This is a genomic window from Urechidicola sp. KH5, assembly GCF_054661455.1.
This window is the reverse complement of sequence record NZ_BAAFSW010000003.1, coordinates 31,124-56,464: the sequence shown is the minus strand read 5'-3', so window position 1 is coordinate 56,464 and position 25,341 is coordinate 31,124. Positions and strand designations below refer to the sequence as shown.

The 25,341-nt window shown below is 33.4% G+C and carries 24 protein-coding genes and 1 pseudogene; 10 read left to right on the top strand and 15 right to left on the bottom strand.

What is annotated here, in order from left to right; translation table 11 throughout:
• Complete coding sequence (locus tag ACYQ5R_RS08775; RefSeq protein ID WP_460190560.1) at positions 1-744, bottom strand: XRE family transcriptional regulator; 744 nt, start codon at positions 742-744, stop codon at positions 1-3.
• A 75-nt stretch (positions 745-819) separates the two neighbouring features.
• Here ACYQ5R_RS08775 and dinB point away from each other — a divergent pair, with 75 nt between their 5' ends.
• Both dinB and ACYQ5R_RS08765 read left to right on the top strand, forming a co-directional pair.
• Positions 820-2,034 carry a DNA polymerase IV gene (dinB, locus tag ACYQ5R_RS08770; protein ID WP_460190559.1) on the top strand — a complete coding sequence of 405 codons (1,215 nt, stop codon included), beginning with the start codon at positions 820-822 and terminating at the stop codon, positions 2,032-2,034.
• An 8-nt stretch (positions 2,035-2,042) separates the two neighbouring features.
• Positions 2,043-5,054, top strand: a complete 3,012-nt coding sequence (locus tag ACYQ5R_RS08765) for a DNA polymerase III subunit alpha (protein WP_460190558.1) — start codon at positions 2,043-2,045, stop codon at positions 5,052-5,054.
• A gap of 14 nt (positions 5,055-5,068) precedes the next feature.
• On the opposite strand, the gene ACYQ5R_RS08760 is transcribed toward ACYQ5R_RS08765, so the two are convergent.
• From ACYQ5R_RS08760 to ACYQ5R_RS08745, 4 genes are all read right to left on the bottom strand, one after another.
• The gene (locus ACYQ5R_RS08760; RefSeq protein WP_460190557.1) at positions 5,069-5,500 is read right to left on the bottom strand and encodes a GNAT family N-acetyltransferase; all 432 of its coding nucleotides are present in this window, start codon (positions 5,498-5,500) and stop codon (positions 5,069-5,071) included.
• A 106-nt stretch (positions 5,501-5,606) separates the two neighbouring features.
• Positions 5,607-6,641 (bottom strand): ACR3 family arsenite efflux transporter, encoded by a 1,035-nt coding sequence (arsB, locus tag ACYQ5R_RS08755; RefSeq protein WP_460190556.1) that lies wholly within the window; start codon positions 6,639-6,641, stop codon positions 5,607-5,609.
• A 6-nt stretch (positions 6,642-6,647) separates the two neighbouring features.
• Positions 6,648-7,256, bottom strand: coding sequence for an arsenate-mycothiol transferase ArsC (locus ACYQ5R_RS08750; protein ID WP_460190555.1), 609 nt, complete (start codon positions 7,254-7,256; stop codon positions 6,648-6,650).
• A gap of 84 nt (positions 7,257-7,340) precedes the next feature.
• The gene (locus tag ACYQ5R_RS08745) at positions 7,341-7,826 is read right to left on the bottom strand and encodes a GyrI-like domain-containing protein (protein ID WP_460190554.1); all 486 of its coding nucleotides are present in this window, start codon (positions 7,824-7,826) and stop codon (positions 7,341-7,343) included.
• A gap of 110 nt (positions 7,827-7,936) precedes the next feature.
• On the opposite strand from ACYQ5R_RS08745, the gene ACYQ5R_RS08740 reads away from it, so the two are divergent.
• The gene (locus ACYQ5R_RS08740) at positions 7,937-8,368 is read left to right on the top strand and encodes a hypothetical protein (RefSeq protein ID WP_460190553.1); all 432 of its coding nucleotides are present in this window, start codon (positions 7,937-7,939) and stop codon (positions 8,366-8,368) included.
• Positions 8,369-8,392: 24 nt separating this feature from the next.
• On the opposite strand, the gene ACYQ5R_RS08735 is transcribed toward ACYQ5R_RS08740, so the two are convergent.
• The 5 genes and pseudogenes from ACYQ5R_RS08735 to ACYQ5R_RS08715 all read right to left on the bottom strand — a co-directional run bounded on the left by ACYQ5R_RS08735 (position 8,393) and on the right by ACYQ5R_RS08715 (position 13,466).
• The gene (locus tag ACYQ5R_RS08735; RefSeq protein WP_460190552.1) at positions 8,393-9,160 is read right to left on the bottom strand and encodes a sulfite exporter TauE/SafE family protein; all 768 of its coding nucleotides are present in this window, start codon (positions 9,158-9,160) and stop codon (positions 8,393-8,395) included.
• A complete protein-coding gene (locus tag ACYQ5R_RS08730) occupies positions 9,161-11,134 on the bottom strand; it encodes an alpha-ketoacid dehydrogenase subunit alpha/beta (RefSeq protein WP_460190996.1) in 1,974 nt (657 codons plus the stop codon).
• Positions 11,135-11,271: 137 nt separating this feature from the next.
• Positions 11,272-11,883, bottom strand: coding sequence for a carbonic anhydrase family protein (locus ACYQ5R_RS08725; RefSeq protein ID WP_460190551.1), 612 nt, complete (start codon positions 11,881-11,883; stop codon positions 11,272-11,274).
• A gap of 13 nt (positions 11,884-11,896) precedes the next feature.
• Positions 11,897-13,135, bottom strand: a pseudogene (locus tag ACYQ5R_RS08720) (SulP family inorganic anion transporter).
• 73 nt (positions 13,136-13,208) lie between these two features.
• On the bottom strand, positions 13,209-13,466 hold the full coding sequence (locus ACYQ5R_RS08715; RefSeq protein WP_460190550.1) for a hypothetical protein: 258 nt from the start codon (positions 13,464-13,466) through the stop codon (positions 13,209-13,211).
• A gap of 416 nt (positions 13,467-13,882) precedes the next feature.
• Here ACYQ5R_RS08715 and ACYQ5R_RS08710 point away from each other — a divergent pair, with 416 nt between their 5' ends.
• The 6 genes from ACYQ5R_RS08710 to ACYQ5R_RS08685 all read left to right on the top strand — a co-directional run bounded on the left by ACYQ5R_RS08710 (position 13,883) and on the right by ACYQ5R_RS08685 (position 18,275).
• A complete protein-coding gene (locus ACYQ5R_RS08710) occupies positions 13,883-14,683 on the top strand; it encodes a Cof-type HAD-IIB family hydrolase (protein WP_460190549.1) in 801 nt (266 codons plus the stop codon).
• A gap of 1 nt (position 14,684) precedes the next feature.
• Positions 14,685-14,843 carry a hypothetical protein gene (locus ACYQ5R_RS08705; protein ID WP_460190548.1) on the top strand — a complete coding sequence of 53 codons (159 nt, stop codon included), beginning with the start codon at positions 14,685-14,687 and terminating at the stop codon, positions 14,841-14,843.
• A gap of 3 nt (positions 14,844-14,846) precedes the next feature.
• Positions 14,847-15,707, top strand: a complete 861-nt coding sequence (rlmF, locus tag ACYQ5R_RS08700; protein WP_460190547.1) for a 23S rRNA (adenine(1618)-N(6))-methyltransferase RlmF — start codon at positions 14,847-14,849, stop codon at positions 15,705-15,707.
• Positions 15,708-15,842: 135 nt separating this feature from the next.
• The gene (locus ACYQ5R_RS08695; protein WP_460190546.1) at positions 15,843-16,247 is read left to right on the top strand and encodes a DUF1573 domain-containing protein; all 405 of its coding nucleotides are present in this window, start codon (positions 15,843-15,845) and stop codon (positions 16,245-16,247) included.
• Between the two features lie 66 nt (positions 16,248-16,313).
• Positions 16,314-17,351: a helix-turn-helix domain-containing protein gene (locus ACYQ5R_RS08690; protein ID WP_460190545.1), complete on the top strand. Its 1,038-nt coding sequence runs from the start codon at positions 16,314-16,316 to the stop codon at positions 17,349-17,351.
• Between the two features lie 183 nt (positions 17,352-17,534).
• A complete protein-coding gene (locus ACYQ5R_RS08685; RefSeq protein WP_460190544.1) occupies positions 17,535-18,275 on the top strand; it encodes a hypothetical protein in 741 nt (246 codons plus the stop codon).
• Positions 18,276-18,373: 98 nt separating this feature from the next.
• Here ACYQ5R_RS08685 and ACYQ5R_RS08680 read toward each other — a convergent pair whose 3' ends face one another.
• A complete protein-coding gene (locus ACYQ5R_RS08680) occupies positions 18,374-18,610 on the bottom strand; it encodes a group III truncated hemoglobin (protein WP_460190543.1) in 237 nt (78 codons plus the stop codon).
• Positions 18,611-18,804: 194 nt separating this feature from the next.
• On the opposite strand from ACYQ5R_RS08680, the gene ACYQ5R_RS08675 reads away from it, so the two are divergent.
• On the top strand, positions 18,805-19,176 hold the full coding sequence (locus ACYQ5R_RS08675; RefSeq protein WP_460190542.1) for a VOC family protein: 372 nt from the start codon (positions 18,805-18,807) through the stop codon (positions 19,174-19,176).
• Here the strand turns inward: ACYQ5R_RS08675 and ACYQ5R_RS08670 are convergent, their stop codons facing one another.
• The 4 genes from ACYQ5R_RS08670 to ACYQ5R_RS08655 form a co-directional block, all read right to left on the bottom strand.
• Positions 19,177-19,920: a LytR/AlgR family response regulator transcription factor gene (locus ACYQ5R_RS08670; RefSeq protein WP_460190541.1), complete on the bottom strand. Its 744-nt coding sequence runs from the start codon at positions 19,918-19,920 to the stop codon at positions 19,177-19,179.
• 1 nt (position 19,921) lies between these two features.
• Positions 19,922-22,693, bottom strand: a complete 2,772-nt coding sequence (locus ACYQ5R_RS08665) for a sensor histidine kinase (RefSeq protein ID WP_460190540.1) — start codon at positions 22,691-22,693, stop codon at positions 19,922-19,924.
• Between the two features lie 202 nt (positions 22,694-22,895).
• Positions 22,896-23,969: a hypothetical protein gene (locus ACYQ5R_RS08660; protein WP_460190539.1), complete on the bottom strand. Its 1,074-nt coding sequence runs from the start codon at positions 23,967-23,969 to the stop codon at positions 22,896-22,898.
• Between the two features lie 158 nt (positions 23,970-24,127).
• Positions 24,128-25,276, bottom strand: coding sequence for a cysteine desulfurase family protein (locus ACYQ5R_RS08655; RefSeq protein ID WP_460190538.1), 1,149 nt, complete (start codon positions 25,274-25,276; stop codon positions 24,128-24,130).
• Positions 25,277-25,341: the final 65 nt, after the last annotated feature.

Sequence of the window (25,341 nt, the reverse complement as noted above, 5' to 3'; positions counted from 1 at the left end):
CTACTCCAACTTTAACTTAATTGCATTTATTTCGTCATACAATGTTTGTAAGGTTAAGCCTTGAATTAAGTTGGCTCCAAAACTAATTTTTGAATGGTATTCCCAAAGCTCTAGAATACCTGTAGCATTTATTTTTACTGGTGGATATTCAGGGTTTAAAGAAATTAATTCTACTTGGTTCCCTAGAGACTTTACCACCTTTTTTAAACGTATACTCTCTTCTTCTACTACCACATACACTTGGTGGTTTACCACCGCATCATATGAATCTACAGCCTTTGCCAACACCCAATCTCCAGCATTTACCAAAGGTATCATACTATCTCCTGTAATTTGAAAGCCTCTAAAAGATGCATTGCGATATTCTGGTAATGGAAATCCAAATGCAGGTAAACTATTCATGTATTCAGCATCCCCAATATTTTGGCCATAACCAGCGGCTGCTTTTTCATTGACCATTAAAATGTTTTCATGCCCATCTTGATCTACAGTAATGGCTTTTGGCATTACAGAAATTTGATTTGGATTTAAATACATTTTAGTACTCTCTCCAAATAACCAAAGCGGATTAATATTAAAATCTCTAAGCAAACGCATAGTAACATTTCCAGAAATGCGAGTTTTACCGCGTTCGATATCTGCAGTTGAAAACGACAATCCCAATTGCTCTCCAAATGCAACTTGTGTTAAATTTAATTGCTCGCGTACTTGCTTAAAACGTTTAGCCTCAATAGTTGTATCCATATTTCAAAGATAGTATTTTTTTGGATATATTCCAAATTATTGGAATAATTCCTTTTTATATTGTAATTTTGTACTGTGATAAGAAACATTTTACATATGGACCTCGACACTTTTTTTGTGTCATGTGAGCGCTTACTTGACAGCAGACTCAATGGAAAGCCTATTCTAGTGGGCGGCACAGGAGATCGAGGTGTTGTTTCTGCTGCTAGTTACGAGGCGCGCCCGTTTGGTGTACATTCGGGAATGCCCATGAAAATGGCACGTATTTTATGTCCTGAAGCAATTATAATTAAGGGCAATGCAGGCACGTATACAAAGTTCTCAAAAATGGTGACAGAAATTTTAAAAGAACGCGTACCATTACTTGAAAAAGCGAGTGTTGATGAGTTTTATGCAGACTTAACCGGTATGGATCAGTTTTTTGGAGCTTACAAATACGCCTCAGAATTACGACACATCGTCACCAAAGAAACGGGACTTCCAATTTCTTTTGGTATGTCTGTAAATAAAACTGTTTCTAAAGTTGCTACCAATGAGGCCAAACCCAACAATCAAATTAAAATAGATATTGGCCTTGAAAAGCCATTTTTAGCGCCGTTATCTGTAAAGAAAATTCCAATGATTGGAGACAAAACGTTTCAAAGACTATGCAACCTTGGTATGAAACAAGTGTATAACATACAGCAAATACCAATGGAGGTAATGGAAAATGTATTTGGCAAAAATGGCATTGTAATGTGGAAAAAAGCCAATGGCATAGATAATAGTCCCATAATTGCTTACCACGAACGTAAATCTATTTCTAACGAACGAACTTTTGGGAGTGATACTACCGATATGACAAAGCTAAAAACCAGTCTTTCTGCAATGGCTGAGAATTTAGCATACCAATTGCGTAGGGGTAATAAAGTAACATCGTGCATTACAGTAAAAATCCGCTATTCTGATTTTAACACCTACACCAAACAAACTAAAATTCCGTATACATCTGCAGATCACATATTAATTCCAAAAACCTTAGAGCTATTTCACAGCCTGTACAACAAACGTCTTTTAATTCGATTAGTTGGTGTGCGTTTTAGTCATTTAACTGGAGGTAGCTATCAAATATCTCTATTTGAAGATACTAGTAAAACTGCCAATTTATATCAGGCGATAGATACTATTCGGAATCGATTTGGTGGAAGAACTGTTATGCGCGCAAGCACTCTAGGTGCTAGAAGCATTGGTAATGATGGTAATCCTTTTAATGGAGAACCTCCTATTGTATTAGCACATAGAACTCAGTAATAATAGCTATGCTGCTAAACAATCACACATACTATTCTTTGAGATATGGCACTTTTTCTGAAAAAGAATTGCTCAAACAAGCACAAGCTTTAGACTATAAAAAACTTGTACTCACAGATATTAACAATACCTCTGCTTGCTTAAATTTTATTCGTTTAGCACCCAGCTACGGCATTGCTCCTATTATTGGAATTGATTTTAGAAATGGTACTCAACAAGAGTTTGTTGGTATTGCCAAAAACAATGAAGGCTTTTTTGAACTCAATCAGTTCTTATCTAAGTACAGTCATGAGAAAAGTGAAATACCACAAATAGCTCCGGATTTTAAAAATGTATTTGTTATCTATCCGTTTAAAAAAATACAACAACTTCAAAAAAAAAACTTTAAAACTCATGAGTTTATTGGTATACAGTGGCAAGAACTTTCTAAACTTCAGTTTACAAACTACAAGAACTGTACAGAGAAACTTGTTGTACTACAACCTGTAACCTTTAGAAACAAACGCGATTTTAACCTACACCGCATTCTCAGAGCCATAGACAATAATATGCTGCTGAGTAAATTACCAATATCTGAACAGGCCAATCCAGATGAAATAATGCCAGCTAGAAACATACTTACCACTCATTTTAAAGACCATGAGTTTATTGTGCAAAACACAGAACAACTCATTGCTAAATGTGGTATTTATTTTAACTTTTCAAATGAAAGAAAACCACAAAACAAGCAAACCTATACAGGCAATCCAAAAGAAGACACAAAGCTGCTAAAAAAACTCTGTAAAAAAGGATTGACATACCGCTATACCAAGACAACACCTGCCATTATATCGCGATTAAAAAAAGAGTTGCAACTCATCGAGCAAATGGGTTTTGTTCCTTTTTTTCTTATCAATTGGGATATCATACAATACGCTAAACAAAATGGATATTACCACGTTGGCCGTGGCAGTGGGGCAAATAGTATTGTAGCATACTTACTCGAAATTACAGATGTAGACCCGATAGATTTAGATTTGTATTTCGAGCGTTTTATGAACTTATATCGAGCCAATCCACCAGATTTTGATATTGACTTTTCTTGGAGAGATCGCGAAGATGTAACACGCTATATTTTTGAACGGTTTGGGCAACAAGGGCAAGTTGCACTATTAGCCACATATAATACTTTTAGGTACAGTGGTGCCGTACGAGAGATTGGCAAGGTATTCGGACTTCCAAAACATGAAATTGATGTACTGAGCAATGGTAAATTTGATTATAAAAAGTTAGACCTCCTGTCGCAACTCACACATCGATATGCTTATTATATGTACGGAATTCCGAATCACCTAAGCATTCATGCAGGTGGAATTCTAATTGCTGAAAAGCCCATTCATTACTTTTCGGCAACTAATTTACCTCCCAAAGGTTTCCCAACTACACAATTTGATATGGTTATTGCAGAAGATGTAGGTTTGTATAAATACGACATCTTAGGGCAACGAGGGCTTGGAAAAATTAAAGAAGCTGTTGCAATTGTTAAATACAATCAACCTACCGCTAAACTAGTTGACATTCATAATGTAAAAACTTTTATTCACGACAGTCGCATCAATACTATGGTAAGTAAAGCACAATGTATAGGTTGTTTTTACGTAGAATCGCCAGCAATGCGTATGTTATTAAAAAAACTCGAAGTAAACACCTATTTAGGGCTTGTTGCTGCAAGTTCTATCATCAGACCTGGAGTTGCTAAAAGTGGTATGATGCGTGAATATATACTTCGTCATAAAAACCCTGAACGTAGAAAACAGGCACATCCTGCTCTATGGGATCTTATGAAAGACACCTATGGAGTTATGGTATATCAAGAAGATGTAATTAAAGTTGCTCATTACTTTGCTGGACTAGATTTAGGTGAAGCTGATGTATTACGCAGAGGAATGAGCGGTAAATTTAGATCGCGTTCAGAGTTTCAAAAAGTAAAAGACAAGTTTTTCAACAACTGTCATACAAAAGGATACGACTCAAAAGAAGTCTTAGAGATATGGCGACAAATAGAAAGCTTTGCTGGCTACGCCTTTGCTAAAGGACACTCTGCGAGTTATGCCGTAGAAAGCTATCAAAGTTTGTATTTAAAATGCTATTATCCACTAGAATATATGGTAGCTACCATAAACAATGGCGGCGGATTTTACAGACCAGAATTCTACTTACATGAAGCACGTATGCGTGGAGGCACTATACATCCACCACATATAAATATAAGTAAGCATGAAACTATTATAAAAGGAAATGACATCTATTTAGGTTTTCATTTTTTGCATGGATTAGAGCGCAAACTCATACGACAGATTGTTCAGAATAGAACTGTAGATGGAATTTTTAAGGATTTAGATGATTTTATGGAGCGTATTACTATTGGCATTGAACATTTAGATGTGTTGATACGAATAAATGCCTTTAGACACACAGGTATTAGCAAACGAAATTTACTTTGGCAAGCGCATTTAAAACTCAATAAAAATAGTGCAACCATACAGAAGCTCTTATTCACTCCTCCCAAAAAAACATTTAAAATTCCAGAGTTACCAGTAGATACTCTAGAAAATACTTTTGATGAAATTGAACTCTTGGGATTTCCATTAACTCCGCCGTTTCATTTACTTAAGAATCCATCAAAACAACCTTTATTAGCTAAAGATATACCACGGTTTAAAAACAAATATATTAGCCTTTACGGTTATTTAGTTACAGTTAAAAACACACGTACTCATAATGAAAAACGTATGTATTTTGGTACGTTTATAGATGCTGAAGGTAATTGGATTGACACGGTACATTTTCCTCCAGTAGCTAAACGCTATCCTTTTAGAGGGAAAGGTGTTTACGCACTATATGGTAAAGTTGTAGAAGAATTTGATTTTCTATCAATTGAGGTACAACGCATGAAAAAATTAGATTATGTAGAAGATGTAAGGTATAAAGTAAAATCTACTGAAATGGTTCCTATCAATCATGATTATTATCTCCAATAACTTAAGTTTCTTTTTCATTTAGAAAATTTTAAACGCAATACAGTTTCATCACTTTGTTTATGATGATAGGTAAACATTAACTGAAAACCATATTTATTGTAGAAATCTCTGCCTATTTCATTTTTTTCAAAAACCTCCACCTCCAATTCGTTATGTAATTTTACAACATGGTCTGCTAACTGCATACCAATTCCTTTTCTTTGAGCAGATGGCAAGATAAAAAGTCCTGCGATTTCATTATTTACCATACTAATAAATCCAACAATGTCTCCATTATCTTCATATACCCAAGTTTCTGAATTTGGTAAATATCGCACTCTCATTTCTTCTCGAACCAATACAACAAAGTCTGCTTTTAAAAAAGAATGTGCCTGTACAGAAGCTGTTTCCCAAACATTCATAAGTGCATCTATATCTTCAGGTGTATGTTTACGAATCTCTCCCACAACGATTTATAAATGTTTGGTTAATTATAGATTAAATATAACCAATAATTTGCAAAACAAAAAGCCAACACAATTGTGCTGGCCTCTTCTATTTTCTAATATTTTTTTAGTAGTATTTCTTTTTAAGCCAAAAAGCAACCCTAACAAGTAGTATTAACGCCGGTACTTCTACTAAGGGACCTATCACTCCTGCAAAGGCTTGCCCGCTATTTAAACCAAATACAGCAATAGCTACTGCAATAGCTAATTCAAAATTATTACCTGCGGCAGTAAAAGAAATTGCGGCATTTTTATCGTAGTCTGCCCCCATTGCCTTGGAAAAGAAAAATCCAATTATGAACATAACAGTAAAATACACTAGCAATGGAATTGCAATGATTACTACATCTTTTGGAATTTCAACTATCAATTCTCCTTTTAAAGAGAACATTACTATAATAGTAAATAATAAGGCTATTAGTGTTAAAGGCGAAATTGTTGGAATAAACTTCTTGGTATACCATTCTCCTCCTTTTAATGGTACCAAAATCAATCTACTCAACAAACCTAATAAAAAAGGAATTCCTAAATAAATAGCAACACTTTCTGCAATTGTAGCAATAGATATATCTACAATGGCTCCTTCAAAACCAAGCATTGGAGGTAATTTGGTAATAAACAACCAAGCGTAAAAACTATAAGCAAAAACCTGAAAAATACTATTTAACGCCACCAATCCTGCTCCATATTCTGCACTACCTTCGGCCAAATCATTCCAAACAAGCACCATAGCAATACATCTGGCTAATCCTATTAAAATCAAACCAACCATGTATTCTGGATAATCTTGAAGGAAAACAACTGCTAGAATAAACATCAATACCGGACCAATAATCCAGTTGAGAATTAATGAGATAGAAAGTATCTTAACATTTTTAAAAACTTTTGGTAGTAAGGCATAATCAACTTTTGCTAAAGGTGGATACATCATTAAAATTAATCCAATTGCAATCGGAATATTCGTAGTGCCACTACTCATACTATCTATTAACTCAGGAAAAGATGGTACAAAATAACCAACACCAACACCTATGGCCATAGCTAAGAAAATCCACAATGTTAAATAACTATCTAAAAAACTAAGTTTCTTTTTAGCGCTCATATCTGTTTACTTTACTTGTGAAAATACAAAATATAACTCAGTAGCTATCTGAACACTGCGCTCTAAATACACTTTGCTCTGTTGAGGAGTACCATCAGATACCTTCGGATCTTCAAAAGTAATTGCAATACGCTTATCACAACCAGCTACAAAAGGACAACCTCCGTCTGCTTGCGAGCAGGTCATTATTGCAGCGAATTTTGAGGTCGGATTAAATGCATTGTCATATCGCTTAGAAAATCCAATAATTGGATGCGCGTTTTCGGCATACTTAATGGCATAAACTGGATTCTCTAGCTCACTTAACGCTGCAATTTCAAATCCTTGCTTACTCAAGGTTTCCGCAACCTTCGGAAATAAAGCAGTTGCTTCTGTTCCTCCAGAATAACAGGTAACACCCTTTATATTAAAATGTGCAGCCATAACTTGCGCCCAAACTTGAGATAAATGACTTCTTCGCGAATTATGTGTACAAATAAAGTTAATATCAATTGGTACATTATTATTCTTTTTTTCTTGAATATAATTTACCAACGGTTGCAATACTTCCTTTCTTTCGTTACTGACTTTAGCAACATCTAAATGTGAAATTGTGTCTTTAATTGTTTGGAACATTATCTATTAATTATTTTATCATCGCAAAAATACGATAATATAATCACATAACAATCGATACTCTCTGAAGACTAACTTATTTAACTATTTCTTAATGATTGGAATCCAAACTTCCTCCTCAGAATCTGGATGATTGTTCTTGTATTTCTCACCCATGACTTGAAAATGTTCTCTTGTACCATCTAAAACATATGCCGATGCAGGTAACCATTTGGTAAAAATATAGAACATGGTATTCGAAATTTCAGAGGGAGTACCTTTATGCAAAAATACAGCATACGTGCCTCCTAGTATTTCTAATTCTTCCATGCCTGAAGGAATTTCTTCAACAGTACAAACCTCTTTCGCCGCCCAATGCGTATACTTTGTTTGTGGAGTGAAGTTATGAAAAGCGGTAGGTGAATCATATTGTTGAATTGCAAAAAAATCATTTGAAACAGCATTGGTTATCAACCTATGATAGGGCATAAAAGAAGCCCAAAGTTGTGGAATAGTTACTTCACTCAACGAAGCATACATAGATTTTCCGATAAAGTTTTTGGCTGAAATATTCTCTATTCTTAGGTACATAAATTGGATTCAATTGGAATGTGAAAATAACAGATTCAACATCCCCATCAAAAATCACTTGTATTTTTTTTATTAACTTGAAATCATCAATAACTTAAACTTTCTATAAAATGACCACTACCTCAAAACCAACTGTTGGATTCTGGATTATCGGAATTGTAGCACTTCTTTGGAATGCCATGGGTGTAAATGCCTATCTACAACAAGCCTATAATACAGAGGCTTTTCGTTCTCAATATTCTGAGGAACAATTAGAGATAATAGCTAATCTGCCAACTTGGTACACTGCCCTATTTGCTGTTGCTGTTTTTGGCTCTACTCTAGGATGCATTACTATGCTATTACGAAAAAAAGTTACCAACCTTCTTTTTCAAATAGGCTTAATTGCAGTATTGGCTCAAACAGGATTTAATCTTTTTGCAAATGAAGGAAGAGTCTATTACGGCGCCTCCGACTATTCTATGCTTATAAGTATTCCGCTTGTAGCATTATTTTTAGTTTGGTACGCTAAACGGGCCACAGGCAAAGGATATATAAAATAATAGAAGCCGCTTTATGCGGCTTTTTTATGATCTAAATAATAAGACCAATCCAGCCAAAATAGTCACTACTAAAATAAATTTTCGATAACCACTATCGGTAATTCTCTTAACAATTGTAACTCCTGTAAAAAATCCTGCAACAACACCAGGAATTAAAGTCGTGTTTAATACAAAAGTCTCATAATCTATAGTCTCCCAAACATAAATATGAAAGGGAACTTTAAACACATTGATGATGAAAAACAACCATGCAGCAGTACCTATAAATTCATTCTTTGGAAATCTTATAGCCAAAAAATAAATATTTGCAATGGGTCCTGCCAAATTGCCTATCATGGTAGTAAAACCAGCTAGAAAACCCATACTACTACCAAATACCTTATTTGTTGGAACAATGGGTTTTGAGCGTCGTTCAAATATCAACATGATACCCACAGAAACAATAATAATAACTGCCATTAACTTCTTAAAAATAAATTCAGAAATATCATTTCCTACCCACACACCTACTAAAACACCAATCATCATCCATGGTATTAACTTAAATACAATAGGCCACCTAACATGACGCTTATAATAAATAACCGCTAAAATATCTGCTGATATTAACATAGGAAGCAAAATACCAGTTGAAGCCTTTTCTCCAAAAACAAAGGCTAATATGACTACTATGATTACTCCAAAACCTTTAATACCGGCCTTACCCATTCCCAAAATAAATATGGCTGTATAAATTGCTAACCATTTTAATGGTGTTAATTCAAACGACGCAATGATGTCAAGATAGCTCATTTAGTATGCTAATAATTTATTCAACGTTTCTTCTAATCTATTTTTAGCTAAATACTGCTTTTCTAAATCGCTTGCGAAGGGAATTGGTGTATCTAAACTTGCACAACGCATTACTGGTGCATCTAAAAATTCAAAACATTGCTCATTTATTAAGGCTGCAATATCTGATGCTACCCCTCCAAATAAGGAATCTTCTTGTAAAACCAATGCACGACCTGTTTTCTTTACAGAAGTAATAATAGTTTCTTTATCTAATGGCTGTAAGGTTCTTAGATCAATAATATCTATGTCTGTATTCGTTTTCTTTTGGATTTCCAATGCCCAATGTACGCCTAAACCATACGTAATAATACTAGCTTTCTTACCATTAACAACTGTTGCTGCTTTACCAAAAGGTATATGATAGGTATTTACTGGCACCTCTTGCCTTACTGATCTATACAAGGCCTTATGTTCAAAGAACAGTACAGGGTTCGGATCTTCTATTGCGGTCAATAATAAACCTTTAGCATCTTCTGGAAAAGCAGGATATACCACTTTTAAACCAGGAGTTTTGGTAAACCAAGCTTCATTTGTTTGACTATGAAAAGGTCCAGCACCAACTTGACCACCACATGGCATACGCAACACTAAATTAGCAGTTTGCCCCCATCGATAATGAGATTTTGCTAATAAATTTACTACTGGATTAAAACCAGAAGAAACAAAATCGGCAAATTGTAATTCTACAATACTTCTGATACCATTAACTGCCAAACCATAAGCAACCTCTACAATACCTGATTCACAAATTGGAGTGTTTCTAATACGTTCTTTTCCGAAACGGTCTACAAATCCTTCTGTAATTTTAAATACACCACCATATTCTGCAATATCTTGCCCCATAATAACTAAGTCATCATGTTTTTCAAAAGCTGCACCCAAACCATCTGAAATTGCATCAACAAATCTTCGCTCCGATGTTTCTTTAACTGGTAATTCTAAACGAATCTCATCAACTGCATAAACATCGCTTAATTCTTTGCTCAAATTAGCCTCGATGGTGGGTTCATTAAATGCCAATTCTAAATTAACCTTTATTTCTTCTGAAATCTCTTCTCTAATTTTTTCATCTCGTGCATCTGATAAAACTCCCTGTTTTTTAAGGAATCTTTCAAAATTTACTACTGGATCTTTTTCTGCCCATTGCTCCATCAATTCTTTGGGTACATACTTGGTGCCACTCGCCTCTTCATGCCCCCGCATTCTAAAAGTTTTAAACTCCAGAAGTATAGGTCTTGGATGCTCTCTAACTTCAGCTGCTATTGCGCTCACTTTAGCATATACTTCCAAAATATTATTGCCATCAATAATATGGCTTTCCATAGTGTACCCCGCTCCTTTTGCTGCAATATCTTGATGTGCAAATTGCTCACTTACAGGTGTAGATAAACCATAGCCATTATTTTCAATGCAAAATAGCACTGGTAAATTCCAAACAGAAGCAATGTTAAGCGCTTCATGAAAATCGCCTTCGCTTGTCCCTCCTTCACCTGAAAACACTGCTGTTAAGTTTCCATTTTCCTTTAAAAGATTTCCCAATGCAATTCCGTTAGCAACACCCAATTGCGGGCCTAAATGAGAAATCATTCCAACAATATTATATTCTTGTGTTCCGAAATGAAATGAACGATCTCGTCCGTTAGTAAAACCATTTGTTTTACCTTGCCATTGCGAAAAAAGTCTATTTAAGGGGATATTTCTTGAAGTAAAAACTCCTAAATTTCGGTGCATCGGCAAGATATACTCATCGCTATTTATGGCATTTGTAACACCAACTGCAATTGCCTCTTGGCCGATACCTGAAAACCATTTTGAGATTTTACCTTGGCGCAAAAGCACCAACATTTTTTCTTCAATCATTCGAGGTTTTAATAATTGTCTATATAAAGACAATAGTTTTTCTGATTGAATTTGAGAGTTTGTATAGTTAATCAAAGCTGCTTTTTTGTTGGATAAATATAGTACAATTTGCGACGTACTTTACACAGTCTTGTATTAGTAATTAACAATTATAAACAACAAAAAAGCCCTAGATTTAACTAGGGCTTAGAGGGTATGATAGGAAACAATTATAACCAAGTAACTTTTCCGCTTTCTACATGGTAGATAGCACCAACAATTTTAATTTCTCCGTTTGCTTCCATCTCTGCTAGAATTGGACTGTCTTTACGCATATTTTCAATTGAGAGGTTTACGTTTGTTACAGACACCGTTTCAATTGCTTCTGGTGTAAAATCATCAACTGTAGGTCTTACAACTTCTACTGCAGGTTGAATTTTACTTAATAAGGCAGTAATGTTACCTAACTCGACTCCTTTACAAGCAGCAGTTACAGCTCCACATTTTGAATGCCCTAAAACTACAATAGCCTTAGAACCTGCTACTTTACATGCATATTCTATAGAACCTAATACATCTTCATTCACTATATTTCCGGCAACACGTGCACTAAAAATATCTCCAATACCTTGATCTAAAACAGTTTCTACTGGTACGCGAGAATCAATACAACTCAATACAGCAGCATATGGATATTGACCACCACTTGTATCATTCACTTGCTCTAATAAATCTCTATTAATTGGAGTGTTAGCTAAAAACCGTTCGTTCCCATCTTTTAACATTTGAATTACCATATCAGCGTTTAACTGATCTTGACTTTCTTTAGTTTGTGCTTTCATATTTTATTTGTTATTATTTTAAGTGTTCTTTTTTAATTTGTATCAATGCATCTTCAAAGTGTTCGAAGATATGATTTTCTGGAATTAAATCCGTTATAATGTCTATACGTTCTTACATATACATAGACTGCTCTAACATTCCTATCAAAAATAAATTTTTCCCTTCCTGTGTTAATAATTGAACTAAATCTTCCATAGAATACAGTCCAGACTCGTTCATATATTGCATTCGACCACTCCTAATTATAATATCGGTAGCTTCGTCAGGAATTTTATTTGCAAGTTCTTGAATATCACTTATAGAACCAAAAAATAACGGTCCTTTTATATATTTTATATAAATATTCTTTTTTAAATTATTGGGAATTGATGTATCATCATCGGCTCCCCTATCCACAACAAGCTCTAATTCAGAACATTTTGCGGTTAAATCACCGATTTTCTTTATAAACATCAAAGAGGAAATAACTAAACCAATTCCTACAGCATAAACCAAGTTCTAAACCGATGATAATACCAAAGCAATTAGCATGATAGCTACTTCTGGTTTTGACATATATGGTATTGCTCTTAAACCTTTATAATCCATTACACCAATGCCCACTGTAACTAATATTCCAGCTAAAACTGCTGCTGTAATTTTAGAAGCAATAGGACCTAATGCTAATAATATTTTTAATAGTAAAACTCCTGCAGTTATAACAGACAAACGGTTTTTTCCAACTACTTTTATGTTAACGACTGTACGAATTATTGCTCCTGCACCAGGTATTCCTCCAAAAATAGCTCCTACACTATTACCTATACCTTGGCCTATCAATTCTTGGTTTGGTTTATGTTTGGTTGTGGTCATATTATCTGCAACAACGGAGGTTAAAAGTGAATTTATTACACCTAATAGTGCCAACGTTAACACAGTAAAAATATAAGGAGAAATTGCTCCCAAATTAAATTCTGTAAAAATGGTCATATTAGTTAAGGGTATACCACTTGGAATTTCTTCAATAGGTCTATAATCTAGATTAAAACCAATTGCAATACCTGTCACAAGGAACAGGGCAATCAAAGAACTGGGGATCGCGCTAGTAATACGTTTAAACCCATAAATAATAAAAATTGTACCGTACAATCCTGCACTTGGCTCCAAACCTGAACTAACACCAAATGCAAGTGCCATTGGTAATACTTCAATACCTGCAGTAATTCCAACTAATAAATCATTTTTAAAATGTTTGAAATCGAATAATACCATACTAATTTGAATAAAAATTAGTAATAAACACACAAAGTGGCACCTTGGCTAAACCAATAGTTCAAATTGGGGGTTATACTAAATTCTCTGGAGGAGGTAACTGTATCCTAATTGTGGCTTTTAGATTTGAGGAACGTATCTCAAACATGGACTGTTGAAAGTTGACAGATTCTTTATTTAATTGAAGTTCATTCGTTTGATGGAATTCATCTTGAAACTCAAATTCTTTTTCTATTTCTAAATCCCAAGCAGTTTTAGACATTCCTTCAACATTTAATTCTATAGAAACAGTATTATAAATTGTTTCTGAAAAAACAACGGTAGCGGCCATAGAGCATATTAAAAACAATATGCACTATCAGCATTCTTGATATGATCGTTGATTTTAAATAATGCCTCTTACACATAATAAAAACTGCGCTTTGATAAAAGAATCGATTACTAAGAAAAATATAAATTGATTTTAAGAGGTATAATTATGTTAATCCTTAAATAATATTGCAATTCAATGTGATCATTTTAAAAATCATTTAAAATAGATACATTTACTTTAAATTCTGATTCAACAAAACACTTATAATCAGAAGAATACCATTTACAATATTCGTTTTAATTTGGATTGTTTCAATTTTTTCTCAGAAAAATACAGATCAATTTGCTACAAAAGACGAAACAATAAATACATTTTATATAAAGAAATAGTACAATACTTTAGAACACTTTACCTTTGCAAAAAAAATCTTTAATATGAGTATACAGCTTATATGTTCTGATATTGATGGAACATTACTGAATAAAGATCGCGAGTTGGCGTCAGAAACTATTGCTGAAGTTAAACGTTTAAAAAAAATACCATTTATTTTAATTTCTTCTAGAATGCCCAAAGCTATGACTCATTTACAAAAAGAGTTTGACAACCTACACTTACCGCTAATTGCATACAATGGAGGTTTGATCATAGATAATGGTACTGTTATAGAAAGCACCGAAATAGAGGTTACAGAAATAAAGAGTTTATATGAGCAGCTAAAACAAACAAGTCTGCATTTAAGCTTGTACCATAATAACGAATGGTTTGTGCCAACCATGGATTTTTGGGCGAATAGAGAGTCCAATAATACCAAAGTGAAGCCAACTATTCAAGATATTGAAATTACTATTGAGCAGTGGGAAGAACAAGGCAAAGGAGCTCATAAAATAATGGTGATGGGAGATGCACTAGAATTAGACGCCATTGTAAACTTTATTGAATCAACCTTCTCTGAAACTTTAATAGGATATCGCTCTAAGGATACATATTTAGAAATAGCACATAAATCTATCTCTAAAAAGACAGCCATAGAAACTTTGTTGGCGAGTCATTACCCTAAATTAACTCTAGAAAATGTGCTTGCTTTTGGTGATAATTACAACGATATTGAAATGCTAAAATCTGTTGGTGTTGGTGTTGCTGTAGGAAATGCAGTTCAGAATGTTCTTGATATTGCTGATATCGTAACCGATGGCAACAAAGAAAATGGTGTTGCTAATTATTTGAAAAACCTTTAAAATGCCAAAGGCGGGAAAAGAAAAAAATACAAAAAATAAGGCAAAGCATTCTAAGTTAATGACTCGAAAGAAAAACAAGCTTAGAAAAGATAAAGAGGCTGCAATTGCTCGCAAAAAAGAATTGATGCGTAAATTCAATGAACAGCAAAAAGATTCTTAATAAATGGCATTACATCAAAATAACAAACATAAAAATGGCTATGATTTAGATGCTCTTATTTTAGAAGATCCTGGTTTAGAACAATGGGTATTTACGAATACATTCGGCACTAAAACAATTGATTTTTCAAATCCAAAAGCTGTTCGATTATTAAATAAATCTCTATTAAAAGCTCATTACAACATAGATTTCTGGGAGTTTTCAGAAGAACATCTCACTCCACCTATACCCGGACGTGTTGAGTATATTCATAGACTTAAAGACTTGCTTTTAAGCACTAATACAAAAGTTACCTCTCCGGTTTTAGATATTGGTACAGGTGCTTCTTTAATTTATCCTTTATTGGGAACTTCAACTTACAAGTGGACGTTTGTTGGCACTGATATTTCTAGAGATTCTTTAAAAAGTGCACAGTTACTAATAGAAAAGAACAACTTATCTGAATCTATACTATTAAGACATCAAACAGACCCTCAAAAAATTGTTGAAGGTGTTATTAAAAAAGGAGACCAATTTACAGCTACCATTTGCAATCCACCTTTTTTTAAATCTGAAAAAGATGCCCAAACTGCAAATTCGAGAAAAAACAAAAATTTGGGGCTTACATTAGATACTAGAAATTTTGGTGGTAATGCCAGTGAGCTTTGGTATAAAGGCGGAGAAAAGGCATTTTTACATAACTATATCTATCAAAGCGCACAGTTTAAAAATCAATGTATTTGGTTTACTTCTTTGGTTTCAAATAAAGAGAATTTAAAATCATTAAAAACATCTTTAAAAAAATTGCAAGCAAAGAGCATTGAGATCATTCCTATGATTCAAGGTAATAAGACTAGTAGAATTCTTGCTTGGACCTTTATTTAAAAAGTAATCCTCAGTTTATTTTTAAAGTAATAATCAAATTCAATCGGGGTCTAGTACCTTTTTCAACTCCCCTATTTTAATATTTCAACGGCAGTTTTTAGAAGTTTGGGCATTATTAACCTAAAACAAAATAATATGAAACACGTATTAATGCTTATTGCACTTGTAATATCTAGTACAGCAATTGCACAAATAGGAACTGAAATGGGAATATTGACTTTTGATCAAGAAATTCTAGATTATGGACTGGTTGCACAAAATGACAATGGTGAACGTACCTTTACTTTCAAAAATACTGGAGATACTCCCGTAATAATTAATAAAGTAAAGGGGAGCTGTGGATGTACAGTTACCAAACTTAAAACTAAAACTATTTTACCTGGTGAACAATCTAAAATTACTGTGACATATGATACCAATAGACTAGGCCGATTTACAAAAACAGTTACTATTTATTCAAACGCTAAAGAACCGCAAAAAGTCATAAAAATTAAGGGAACAATTATGACAGAAGCACAAATTGCAGCTGTTAACAATTAACATGATATACCGGTGCTTAGGCATCGGTATAAATTTTAACTTATATTTGTTACAAACCAAACTAGAATGCCCCGTATCAGTTTTATTTTAGTTCTTCTGTGCTTTTCAACCATTTCATTCGCTCAATTTAAATTTAGCGGTCAAGCCAACACAGAACAGCATTACGAAAAGGCATTTTTGGTATTAATAGACGATTACACAAAAACACATGTTTTACTCACGGAGCAAATTGTTCAAGAAACTACTATTGATAAAGATGGTTATTTCGAATTTACAGGGGATTTTTTACCCGAGCAAAATCGATTTTATAAAATATATCTCGATCAATGTAACGATAGCATTACCAATAGCAACCACCTATTAAACTATTGTGATCACAGCAGCTCTATTATATTTATTGCAAACAATACGAATAGTATTCACTTCCCTATTAACGATTTGAATCAGATGTTTTGCGATATTTCTGACGGACAGATGCAGAATACTGCAATTCAAAAAATAGATTCATTACAAGAAGTATTATTGAATGATATACAATTTTTAAAGAGTGATTTTCAGCGTAAGATTCGGTATTCAGAATATGTAAAACAACTACAAAGCTTTAGTGAAACATTTAATGAACCATTAGCAGAACTTTATGCTTTTCACTTATATGCCAATAGCGCATCATTCTCTTATGATGCCTATTTAAATGATACAAAAGAGTCAAATTACTATCAACAACTCTTTAATAAACTTGAAGACCTCTACCCAAATACGTTGTATACAGAACGATTTAAAAATGAAAGCGTGCTTTCATTAGAATCAGTTTCCTCGAGAAACTTATGGGTTTTATCGATTATTTTGATAATTGCACTTAGCATTTCTTTATACTTTAATTTTAGAAATATTAAGAAACAGAAACAAAAGAATGCCATTACGTTAGATGTACTTTCAAGTCAAGAGAAAAAGGTTGTATCCTTAATTCTAGAGGGCAAAACAAACAAAGAAATTGCCAACACATTGTTTATTAGTATTAGCACAGTAAAGACGCATATAAATAATTGCTATTCAAAACTACAAGTAAGTACAAGAAAAGAATTGAAATTACTACTAAAAAAATAGATTACTGTTAATCAAGTGTTTAGCATTATTTTACTATATTTACATCACTATTGAAAATTGCTACACTTTCCCCCTTTTTTCATCAATAGCCAACCCAACAATTTGACCAACCTCAATAATTAAATCCCAGTTATTAATAAGGAATAATAACCACTTTTATACTAACTGTAACATTTAATTATTATGAAAAACAAAATTTTAGTAAGCATACTGTTAATTTCGACTATGCTTTTAAGTACAACAAGTATAGCTCAAGAGAGCCATACAGATTATGCTATGGTTGTTTTGGTGCATATAGATGTAAAAATTGGCATGGAAAAAGCTTTTGAAAAGGCAGTAATAGAACACAATTCTAAATACCACAATGAGGCTCCAAATAAAGGGTGGCTCAATCAATTGATGAGCGGAGAAAATGCTGGTACATACGCTTGGGTAATGGGACCATGCACTTTTACTGATCTTAGTAATATGAATCCACCTGAGGCTCATGAAAAGCACTGGGATGAGAAGGTAGTTCCAATGATTAAGAAATACGGTTCTCAAGAATATTGGAGATTTAATAAAGAACTTTCTTACATGTCTGATCTAGAAGCTGAGAATGGATTTTCAGAAATCTGGTTTGTTGATTTAGAAAGAGGTGACTATTATCGCTTCAAATCATTAATGAGTATGATTGTTGAAGCTTTTGAAAAGCAAGGCGATGGAAGTGTAAGAGTTTACGACAATCAGTTTAATTCAAACAATGGTCGTGATGTTGCCTTAGTTTTTGATATGAAAAACTTGGCTCAAATAGATGAAAACAATAGTATTAAGGGAACATATGAAGAAATTCATGGAGATGGTTCGTGGGATACGATGCTTGATGAATGGACTGAGATTACACTTAGCATTGACAGTCAGTTATGGCGCAGTGTAAAAGAATAATCCCAAGCCAATTTTACTAAACTGTCAGTTCGGATAATATCAGTAGATAAATGGAGTAAAGGTTTGTTGAGTTACTGAGTTTGTTCGAACTGACTATTTTATGCAAATACTGTTTTTAAAAAAATTGACATCGCAACAGAATTTGCGCGCTGTTTTGCCAATTCGGCCTTCTCTCCAACAAATAAATCATTTACAGTAGCTTCAAATATTTGCAACCAAGCATCAAAATGAGCTTTTTCTAAGGGTGACTTTTTATCAAGGGTAACATGCATTTTCATCGGATTTCCCTTATAACTCTGTTTATGAAAAAATAAGGTTTCCCAAAAGTCATACATTTTTGGTAAGTGCTTTTCCCAGTCAATTTAAGCAACGGTATTAAACAAATAATCTAAATCTGAATGCTCTTGTAATCTATCATAAAATGTATTTACAAGTAACTTAATATCTTCTCTACACTCAATATCCTTTATCAGGCAAAAATAGTTGATAATTAGCTATATTTGAGGGAATCACAAAAAAATATAAGACTATGAAATTAGGAGCATTTTCTATGAGTTTAGCAGTTAAAGATTTACAAACATCAAAAATATTTTACGAGATTTTGGGTTTTGAAGTTTTTGGAGGAAACGAAGAAATGAATTACCTCATCATGAAAAACGGAAATGCCTTAATTGGACTCTTTCAAGGCATGTTTGAAAATAACATAATTACATTTAATCCTGGATGGGATGAAAACGCTCAAACTCTTGATAGTTATAATGATGTTCGTGAAATTCAGCAACATTTAAAAGTCAACGGAATTGAATTTAATTCTGAAGCAGACACCTCAACTAAAGGCCCTACAAGTTTTGTAATAACTGATCCAGATGGCAATGTAATTTTAGTTGATCAGCACATTTAGTTATTTTAAACTACTTAGCGCTTCAACTACTTCTGCTCTTTTTCTTACAGAAACAGGAACTGTATCTCGATTTTGAAGTTGTAAATATCCACCATCTGATTTAATATAAGCTTTTACAAAATTTAGATTTACTAAGTGCCTTTGATGTACTCTTAAAAACCCATTACTCTTAAGCATATCTGCATAATACTTTAGAGTTTTTGTAACCAAAATGTTAGTTCTATTGGTCAAAAAGAATTGCGTGTAATTATTATCGCTTTGGCATCTAATTATATCATCAATATTAATTACACTAATTTGATCTAAAGTATGTAATGATATTCGTTTTGGTTTAGAATCAGCAGAACCAACATGTGTTTTTAAAATAGACAACCTTTCGGCGTCTGGTATTATTTGAGCCTTCGCTTTTTTAATAGCCTCATCCAACGAATCAAGACTATAAGGTTTTAACAGATAATCTATTGCGGCAAACTTAAATGCTCTAATAGCATGTGCATCGCTAGCAGTTACAAAAATAATTTTAGATGCTAGATTCGGAACAATTTCTAAAATATCGAACCCAGTACCATCACCCAACATAATATCTAAAAACAAAAAGTCTGGTGTATACTTTTGCAATAATTTTGCCGCCTCTACTACACCATTTGCTGTACCAATAACTTCAATTTCTTTATAAGATTCTAAATCTTTTTGCAGCATTTTTAAAGCTGCTGGCATATCGTCTACAAGAATGGCAGTATACATATTAGAAATTTGTTTTATATGGCATATTGAATGAAACTTTAGTTCCTACAATATCTCCAGTTTCAGACTTTAATTCTTCCATTTCAAATTTATGATGTACAAAATTTGCCTTTATGCGTTCGCGTGTTACCTTAATGGCGATAGACTTATGTCCGTTTGCCTTTTTATATTTCTGAGATCTTATATACCCAATTCCATTATCTGTTATGGTGCATTTTAATCTATCATTATCTAAGATAATTTGCAGCTCAATTTGGCCTTTACTGGATAACTTAGAAATACCATGTTGTATTGCATTTTCTATAAAAGGTTGTAACAACATAGGCGCAATCATTGTTTCTTCTGAATCAATTCTACTATCTAAATGTATATTATAGTCAAATGATTTTGCACTTAAATGTTGCTCTAACTTTAAGTAATAACCCAAAATATCCAATTCTTGTTGTAAAGTAATTTCTGAAACCCTTGAATGCTCCAGAACACCTCTCAATAACCCAGCAAAATCAAATATGGTTTGTTGCATTACCTTATAATCTGACTGCGCATTGGCTTTGATATCATTTAAAACGTTAAATATAAAATGTGGATTCATTTGTAATTGAAGCGCCTGTTGTTCAAGTTTAAGTAGTTTATTATTTAATGCTAAATCTTTTCTTTCTTGATTTAATTTTCTCTGTCTTCTACCAAAAAATACTACTAAAGTTATTACAATAATTAATATTAGAACCAACATAGCTACAAACTGAAACCAAAACGTTTGATACGCATAAGGTTTTTTAATCAACTTTAAATACGCAATTGAACTTTCTTGTTCATAAATTTTGGATTTGATTTTTAAAGTATATGTACCTAAAGCTAATGAAGGAATTACCACACTCTGTTGTTTTGACCAATCACTCCAAGATTGATTATCTAATTGATAGCTATAACTAATTTGAGACGGATTATTAACTGAAATGGTTTGATAAGAAACTTCTAAACTATTCTGTTCAGGTGTTAATCTAACAATTTGAGAACTGTCTAAAACTACCTCTTGATGATCTATCTTTATTTGATTTATGGTTAAGTCTGGGGTTTCACTAATCTCTTGCTTGTTGTTTGGAACGTATTCCATAAGACCATCTATAGTACCAAACAACATACCATTATTGAAAGGAGTAATCGCATTCTGCATGGTCTCAACTCCAATAAAACCTTCAGCTCTACCAAAATATTCAATACTTTCTACAACCTTAGGAGAAGACAATACTGCGGCCATTGCACCATTTTGAGTACCCACCCAAAGTGTGTTTTTAGCATCGGCATACAATTGATAGACGTTTGGCCATTTCATTGTTTTACCTCCTAATTTTCTGAATTTTACAGAAGAGATACTGCTTACCCAAACACCATCTCCTTGAGTCCCTAAATAAATATGGTCGTTGGTAATAGTTAAAGTACTTAAAGATACAACAGTAGATAGCGGTTGTCCTAAATGATGGACTATATTGTTTTCTATATATCCCAAATATTTTTTAGCCGTTATGTACCAAAGTCTGCCATAACTATCGAACTGCATATCTGATATACTCACATCGTATAGGCCATCTTTTTCCGTATAATGCGCCAATTTTTGAATCCTCAAACTGTCTATTTCAAAAGAGGCAATTCCTTCTGTTATAGAACCAACCCACAATTCATTTACATTAGTTCTTAGCTGTTGTACATTTTGCAACAATGTAATTGTATCCAGTATTTCATTCTCATAAAGCATATAAACGCCCGTATCCGTACCTGAAAAAAGTAACGAATCTTTTTTAGCGAAGGCATAACTGTTTTCATTAAAGTTAGGAATACGCCTTAGATTATTTAATGAATCTTTTAATACTAGACCACCACTTGAAGTTGCAATATATACCTCTTGATCAAACGGTTGAGCTGCCGTAATACTTTGTCCTTTTAAGTATTGCACAAAATTATTAGAGTGTAGTTTTAATAATCCCTTTGAAGTTGCTAACCACCATTGTTCGTTTTTATCCTTAAAAATATTATTGATATCAACTTTAGACCCTAATTGCAACTTTGAAATTTGAAGAATAGACAAATCTGGACTTAAACGTAATATGTCGTTGCTTTTTACTACCACATAATTACCAACGCCACTATCGTAATAAATAGATTGTAACCCTTTCAACTCCCTGTTGTAAAGAGGTTCAAATTTTAATTTATTAAAAACAGTAATAGTCTGCCTTCCTCTTATGGTAACATTTTTATCTGCTAAAACTATTTGTATTCCTTTGGCTTTTGAAACTTGATGGATTACCAATTTTTGTTGCTGCCACTTAAATTTAAACGTACCCTTATTAGAGGTTGCCCAATACCAATTTCCGTCAAATACCAAATCACTAACATTGGCAATATCTAAGTTAGGGTCTAACACCTGTAGTGTTAGGGTAAGGTCTTTTAAAACTCGAATTCCTTTTTGCGATGCCACAAGAACTCTATCTTTTACTTTACAAACCTTATTTAATGGTAAAGAAGCATAAAATAACTTTTCAGAATTATGCTGTGCGATAAGACCTCTTCTAGAAGCAATCCATAATGTATCGCTTTCAAATTGAATATCTGTAATATAATTATCTACGCCATCTGCAACCTCTGAAAATACTTCAAACTGCAATCCATTAAATCGTGCTACACCACCACCATTGGTACCAACCCATAAATAACCCATTTTGTCTTGAGTAATCGTTGTAACTTCGTGTTGAGGTAAACCTTGCTTCTTATCAAACATAGAAATCTGATAATGTTGAGACCATACAATGTTTACAAAACAAAGCATGCACAAAGCAATGAATATGGTTAGGAATTTATTCATGTTAGTTTTACAAATATAACTTTTAATTGAATTTTTTGTTTTTGAACACAAAAAAAGACAGAAAAGAGTCCTATTTGGTATCTCTTTCCTGTCAACCCACCATTATTAACTTCGCTCACTATAAAGTATCGTACAATCTAATGTTATCAATACTTGGCTTCATATATTCGTTTGGATACGCTAAATTCATTATCGGTTCTAACACACATATTACTGTTGCTTTTCCTTTAATTATTAAGGTATCATTTTTTTCAGTTTGATACCATCTAAACTTTTCTAATGGTATCCCTAAAGCTTCTAATTCTGCAGAGATTTCATCGTGATTCTTCATCCAAGTAATTAATTCTTTGCGTGTATTAAAAGAAGGTACTTCTTCATCTCCAAAGAAATCTATATCCCATCGAACTGGCACATTAAACTTATAGCTATACACATCACCCAAATAGCGTTCAGAACTATTGTTCATTGCTGATAACCAATCAATATCAGCTTCTGGATATCTTGTAGAAAATTGTTTTGCCATGTCTACTCTGCCGGGAGACTGTGCTGTAGGATAAAAAGCATAGAATGTTTTTGCCATATACTTTGGTGCATATTCACTCCCAAAAACCACTGCGTTTTCTGAAGCTATTACTTTTGGTGTTATATGAATTGAGAATACATCTTTAAGCGAGCTTAATAATTCTTTATTTGTTCCAATACCTGAACTATGCAAAATTAGATTTGCATCTGAAACTAGCACATTTTTTAATACAGGTAATGTTCCATCTTGCATTGCCTCATGCAAAGTATAATTAGTTATTTGTTCACCTTTAACTGTGGTTTCTAAACTCATTTGGTTTAACTTGGTTTTATTTACAATATGTACATTGCTAAAAGGCATACTGTTGTAATTCATATTCAACCAAAGAATGATTTCTTGCAAAGAGAAGGCAGATTCCACAATCTCCACTTTTTCATTTTCGAAATAAGTTTTAGCATCATTGTAAAAAGTACTTGAACCTTTATCAAAACCTGCTAAAAAAACTACGGTTCTTTCTGTATTAGAAATTGGTACCTCACTTTTTTTGGTCACCTCTACTACAGATGCAGTATCTAAAGAAGATGTTTGAATTTCTGGGGTTGATTCTTTGCTGCATGCTATCATTCCGAAAGCTAATGCAATTGCTGTAATGCTGATTGAAGTTTTCATGATTTATAGATTTTAAGGATTTATACCTCAAAGCTACAATCAAGCTGCAATAAAATTTGGCTTGTTTTAGAATTCGTAGGAGTTCAATTAGAATTCGTAGGAACAAAAAAAAGAGTGTCTTTTGAGCACTCTTTTTTTGAATTTAATTCGTTCACAACTTAAGCAGAAACTTTAGCTAAAATATCTTTTAATGCTTTCATTACAATATCTATTTCTTCTTTGGTATTGTATTTACTAAAAGAAAAGCGCAATGATGTTTTCATAGCCTCTTCTGGTGATAGAATTGCATTTAAAACATGTGATCCTTTTGCACTTCCACTTTGGCATGCACTTCCACCTGAGGTTGCAATTCCTTGAATATCCAGACTAAATAGCAATACACTTGTATTTACCGGAAATCGAACATTTAAAATAGAATAGTTATTTCTAGAAGTATCTAATGCAGTTCCATTAAAAGCAACACCTCCTATTTGCTTTTGTAACTGCTGCGCAAAATAGTCTTTAATAGCTTGAACGTATGCAATGTCTTCATCGAGGTTGGTGTATACCAATTCTAATGCCTTATCCATACCAACTATACCGTGTACATTCTCTGTGCCCGCTCTAGCACCTCGCTCTTGAGAACCACCTGTTAACAATGGCTTAATACCAAATCCTTTTCTAAAATATGCGAAACCAACACCTTTTGGTCCGTGGAATTTATGCGCACTCGCTACCACAAAATCAATTGGTGTTTCTTTTAAATCTACATGATAGTGCCCTATTGCTTGAACGGCATCTGAATGAAATAAAGCATTGTACTTTTGGCATAAAGCAGAAACAGCCTTCACATCTAAAATATTACCTATTTCATTATTTACATACATTAAACTAACCAACGTTTTCTCTGCACTATCAGCTAATAAAGATTCTAAATGCTCTATATCTATGCAACCGTCATCCGTAAGATTCACATACTCAATTTTTGTATCAAACGCTTCTTCTAAAACCTCAACTGTATGCAATACCGCATGATGTTCTATTCTAGCAGTTACAATTCGTTTAACACCTAAATTTTCTACTGCATTTCGCAAAATCATATTGTCAGCTTCACTTCCACCAGCTGTAAAAACAATCTCACTTGGGCTTGCATTAAACAGTTTGGCAATATTTCTCCTACAGCGTTCAATCATTGATTTTGCAGAGCGCCCAAATTGATGTGTAGATGAAGGATTACCATATGTTTTATGCATTGCATCGCTCATGGCATCTATAACTTCAGGTGCCATAGCTGTTGTTGCAGCATTGTCTAAATAGATTCTGTTCATGGCGCAAAAGTAATTAAAATTTATCGAAAGTATTTACGTTACTAATAGCAAAAGCCCTATTTTTG

What these genes read in the sequence shown, in the direction of transcription:
- ACYQ5R_RS08765 (WP_460190558.1), top strand. Translation starts at nt 2,043, where the DNA reads ATGCTGCTAAACAATCACACATACTATTCTTTGAGATATGGCACTTTT.
- ACYQ5R_RS08680 (WP_460190543.1), bottom strand. Translation starts at nt 18,610, where the DNA reads ATGTATGACTTTTGGGAAACCTTATTTTTTCATAAACAGAGTTATAAG.
- ACYQ5R_RS08715 (WP_460190550.1), bottom strand. Translation starts at nt 13,466, where the DNA reads ATGGCCGCTACCGTTGTTTTTTCAGAAACAATTTATAATACTGTTTCT.
- ACYQ5R_RS08710 (WP_460190549.1), top strand. Translation starts at nt 13,883, where the DNA reads ATGAGTATACAGCTTATATGTTCTGATATTGATGGAACATTACTGAAT.
- ACYQ5R_RS08705 (WP_460190548.1), top strand. Translation starts at nt 14,685, where the DNA reads ATGCCAAAGGCGGGAAAAGAAAAAAATACAAAAAATAAGGCAAAGCAT.
- ACYQ5R_RS08695 (WP_460190546.1), top strand. Translation starts at nt 15,843, where the DNA reads ATGAAACACGTATTAATGCTTATTGCACTTGTAATATCTAGTACAGCA.
- ACYQ5R_RS08775 (WP_460190560.1), bottom strand. Translation starts at nt 744, where the DNA reads ATGGATACAACTATTGAGGCTAAACGTTTTAAGCAAGTACGCGAGCAA.
- ACYQ5R_RS08660 (WP_460190539.1), bottom strand. Translation starts at nt 23,969, where the DNA reads ATGAAAACTTCAATCAGCATTACAGCAATTGCATTAGCTTTCGGAATG.
- ACYQ5R_RS08745 (WP_460190554.1), bottom strand. Translation starts at nt 7,826, where the DNA reads ATGTACCTAAGAATAGAGAATATTTCAGCCAAAAACTTTATCGGAAAA.
- ACYQ5R_RS08735 (WP_460190552.1), bottom strand. Translation starts at nt 9,160, where the DNA reads ATGAGCTATCTTGACATCATTGCGTCGTTTGAATTAACACCATTAAAA.
- ACYQ5R_RS08670 (WP_460190541.1), bottom strand. Translation starts at nt 19,920, where the DNA reads ATGTATACTGCCATTCTTGTAGACGATATGCCAGCAGCTTTAAAAATG.
- ACYQ5R_RS08685 (WP_460190544.1), top strand. Translation starts at nt 17,535, where the DNA reads ATGAAAAACAAAATTTTAGTAAGCATACTGTTAATTTCGACTATGCTT.
- ACYQ5R_RS08690 (WP_460190545.1), top strand. Translation starts at nt 16,314, where the DNA reads ATGCCCCGTATCAGTTTTATTTTAGTTCTTCTGTGCTTTTCAACCATT.
- ACYQ5R_RS08725 (WP_460190551.1), bottom strand. Translation starts at nt 11,883, where the DNA reads ATGAAAGCACAAACTAAAGAAAGTCAAGATCAGTTAAACGCTGATATG.
- arsB (WP_460190556.1), bottom strand. Translation starts at nt 6,641, where the DNA reads ATGAGCGCTAAAAAGAAACTTAGTTTTTTAGATAGTTATTTAACATTG.
- rlmF (WP_460190547.1), top strand. Translation starts at nt 14,847, where the DNA reads ATGGCATTACATCAAAATAACAAACATAAAAATGGCTATGATTTAGAT.
- ACYQ5R_RS08740 (WP_460190553.1), top strand. Translation starts at nt 7,937, where the DNA reads ATGACCACTACCTCAAAACCAACTGTTGGATTCTGGATTATCGGAATT.
- ACYQ5R_RS08665 (WP_460190540.1), bottom strand. Translation starts at nt 22,693, where the DNA reads ATGTTTGATAAGAAGCAAGGTTTACCTCAACACGAAGTTACAACGATT.
- ACYQ5R_RS08655 (WP_460190538.1), bottom strand. Translation starts at nt 25,276, where the DNA reads ATGAACAGAATCTATTTAGACAATGCTGCAACAACAGCTATGGCACCT.
- ACYQ5R_RS08750 (WP_460190555.1), bottom strand. Translation starts at nt 7,256, where the DNA reads ATGTTCCAAACAATTAAAGACACAATTTCACATTTAGATGTTGCTAAA.
- ACYQ5R_RS08675 (WP_460190542.1), top strand. Translation starts at nt 18,805, where the DNA reads ATGAAATTAGGAGCATTTTCTATGAGTTTAGCAGTTAAAGATTTACAA.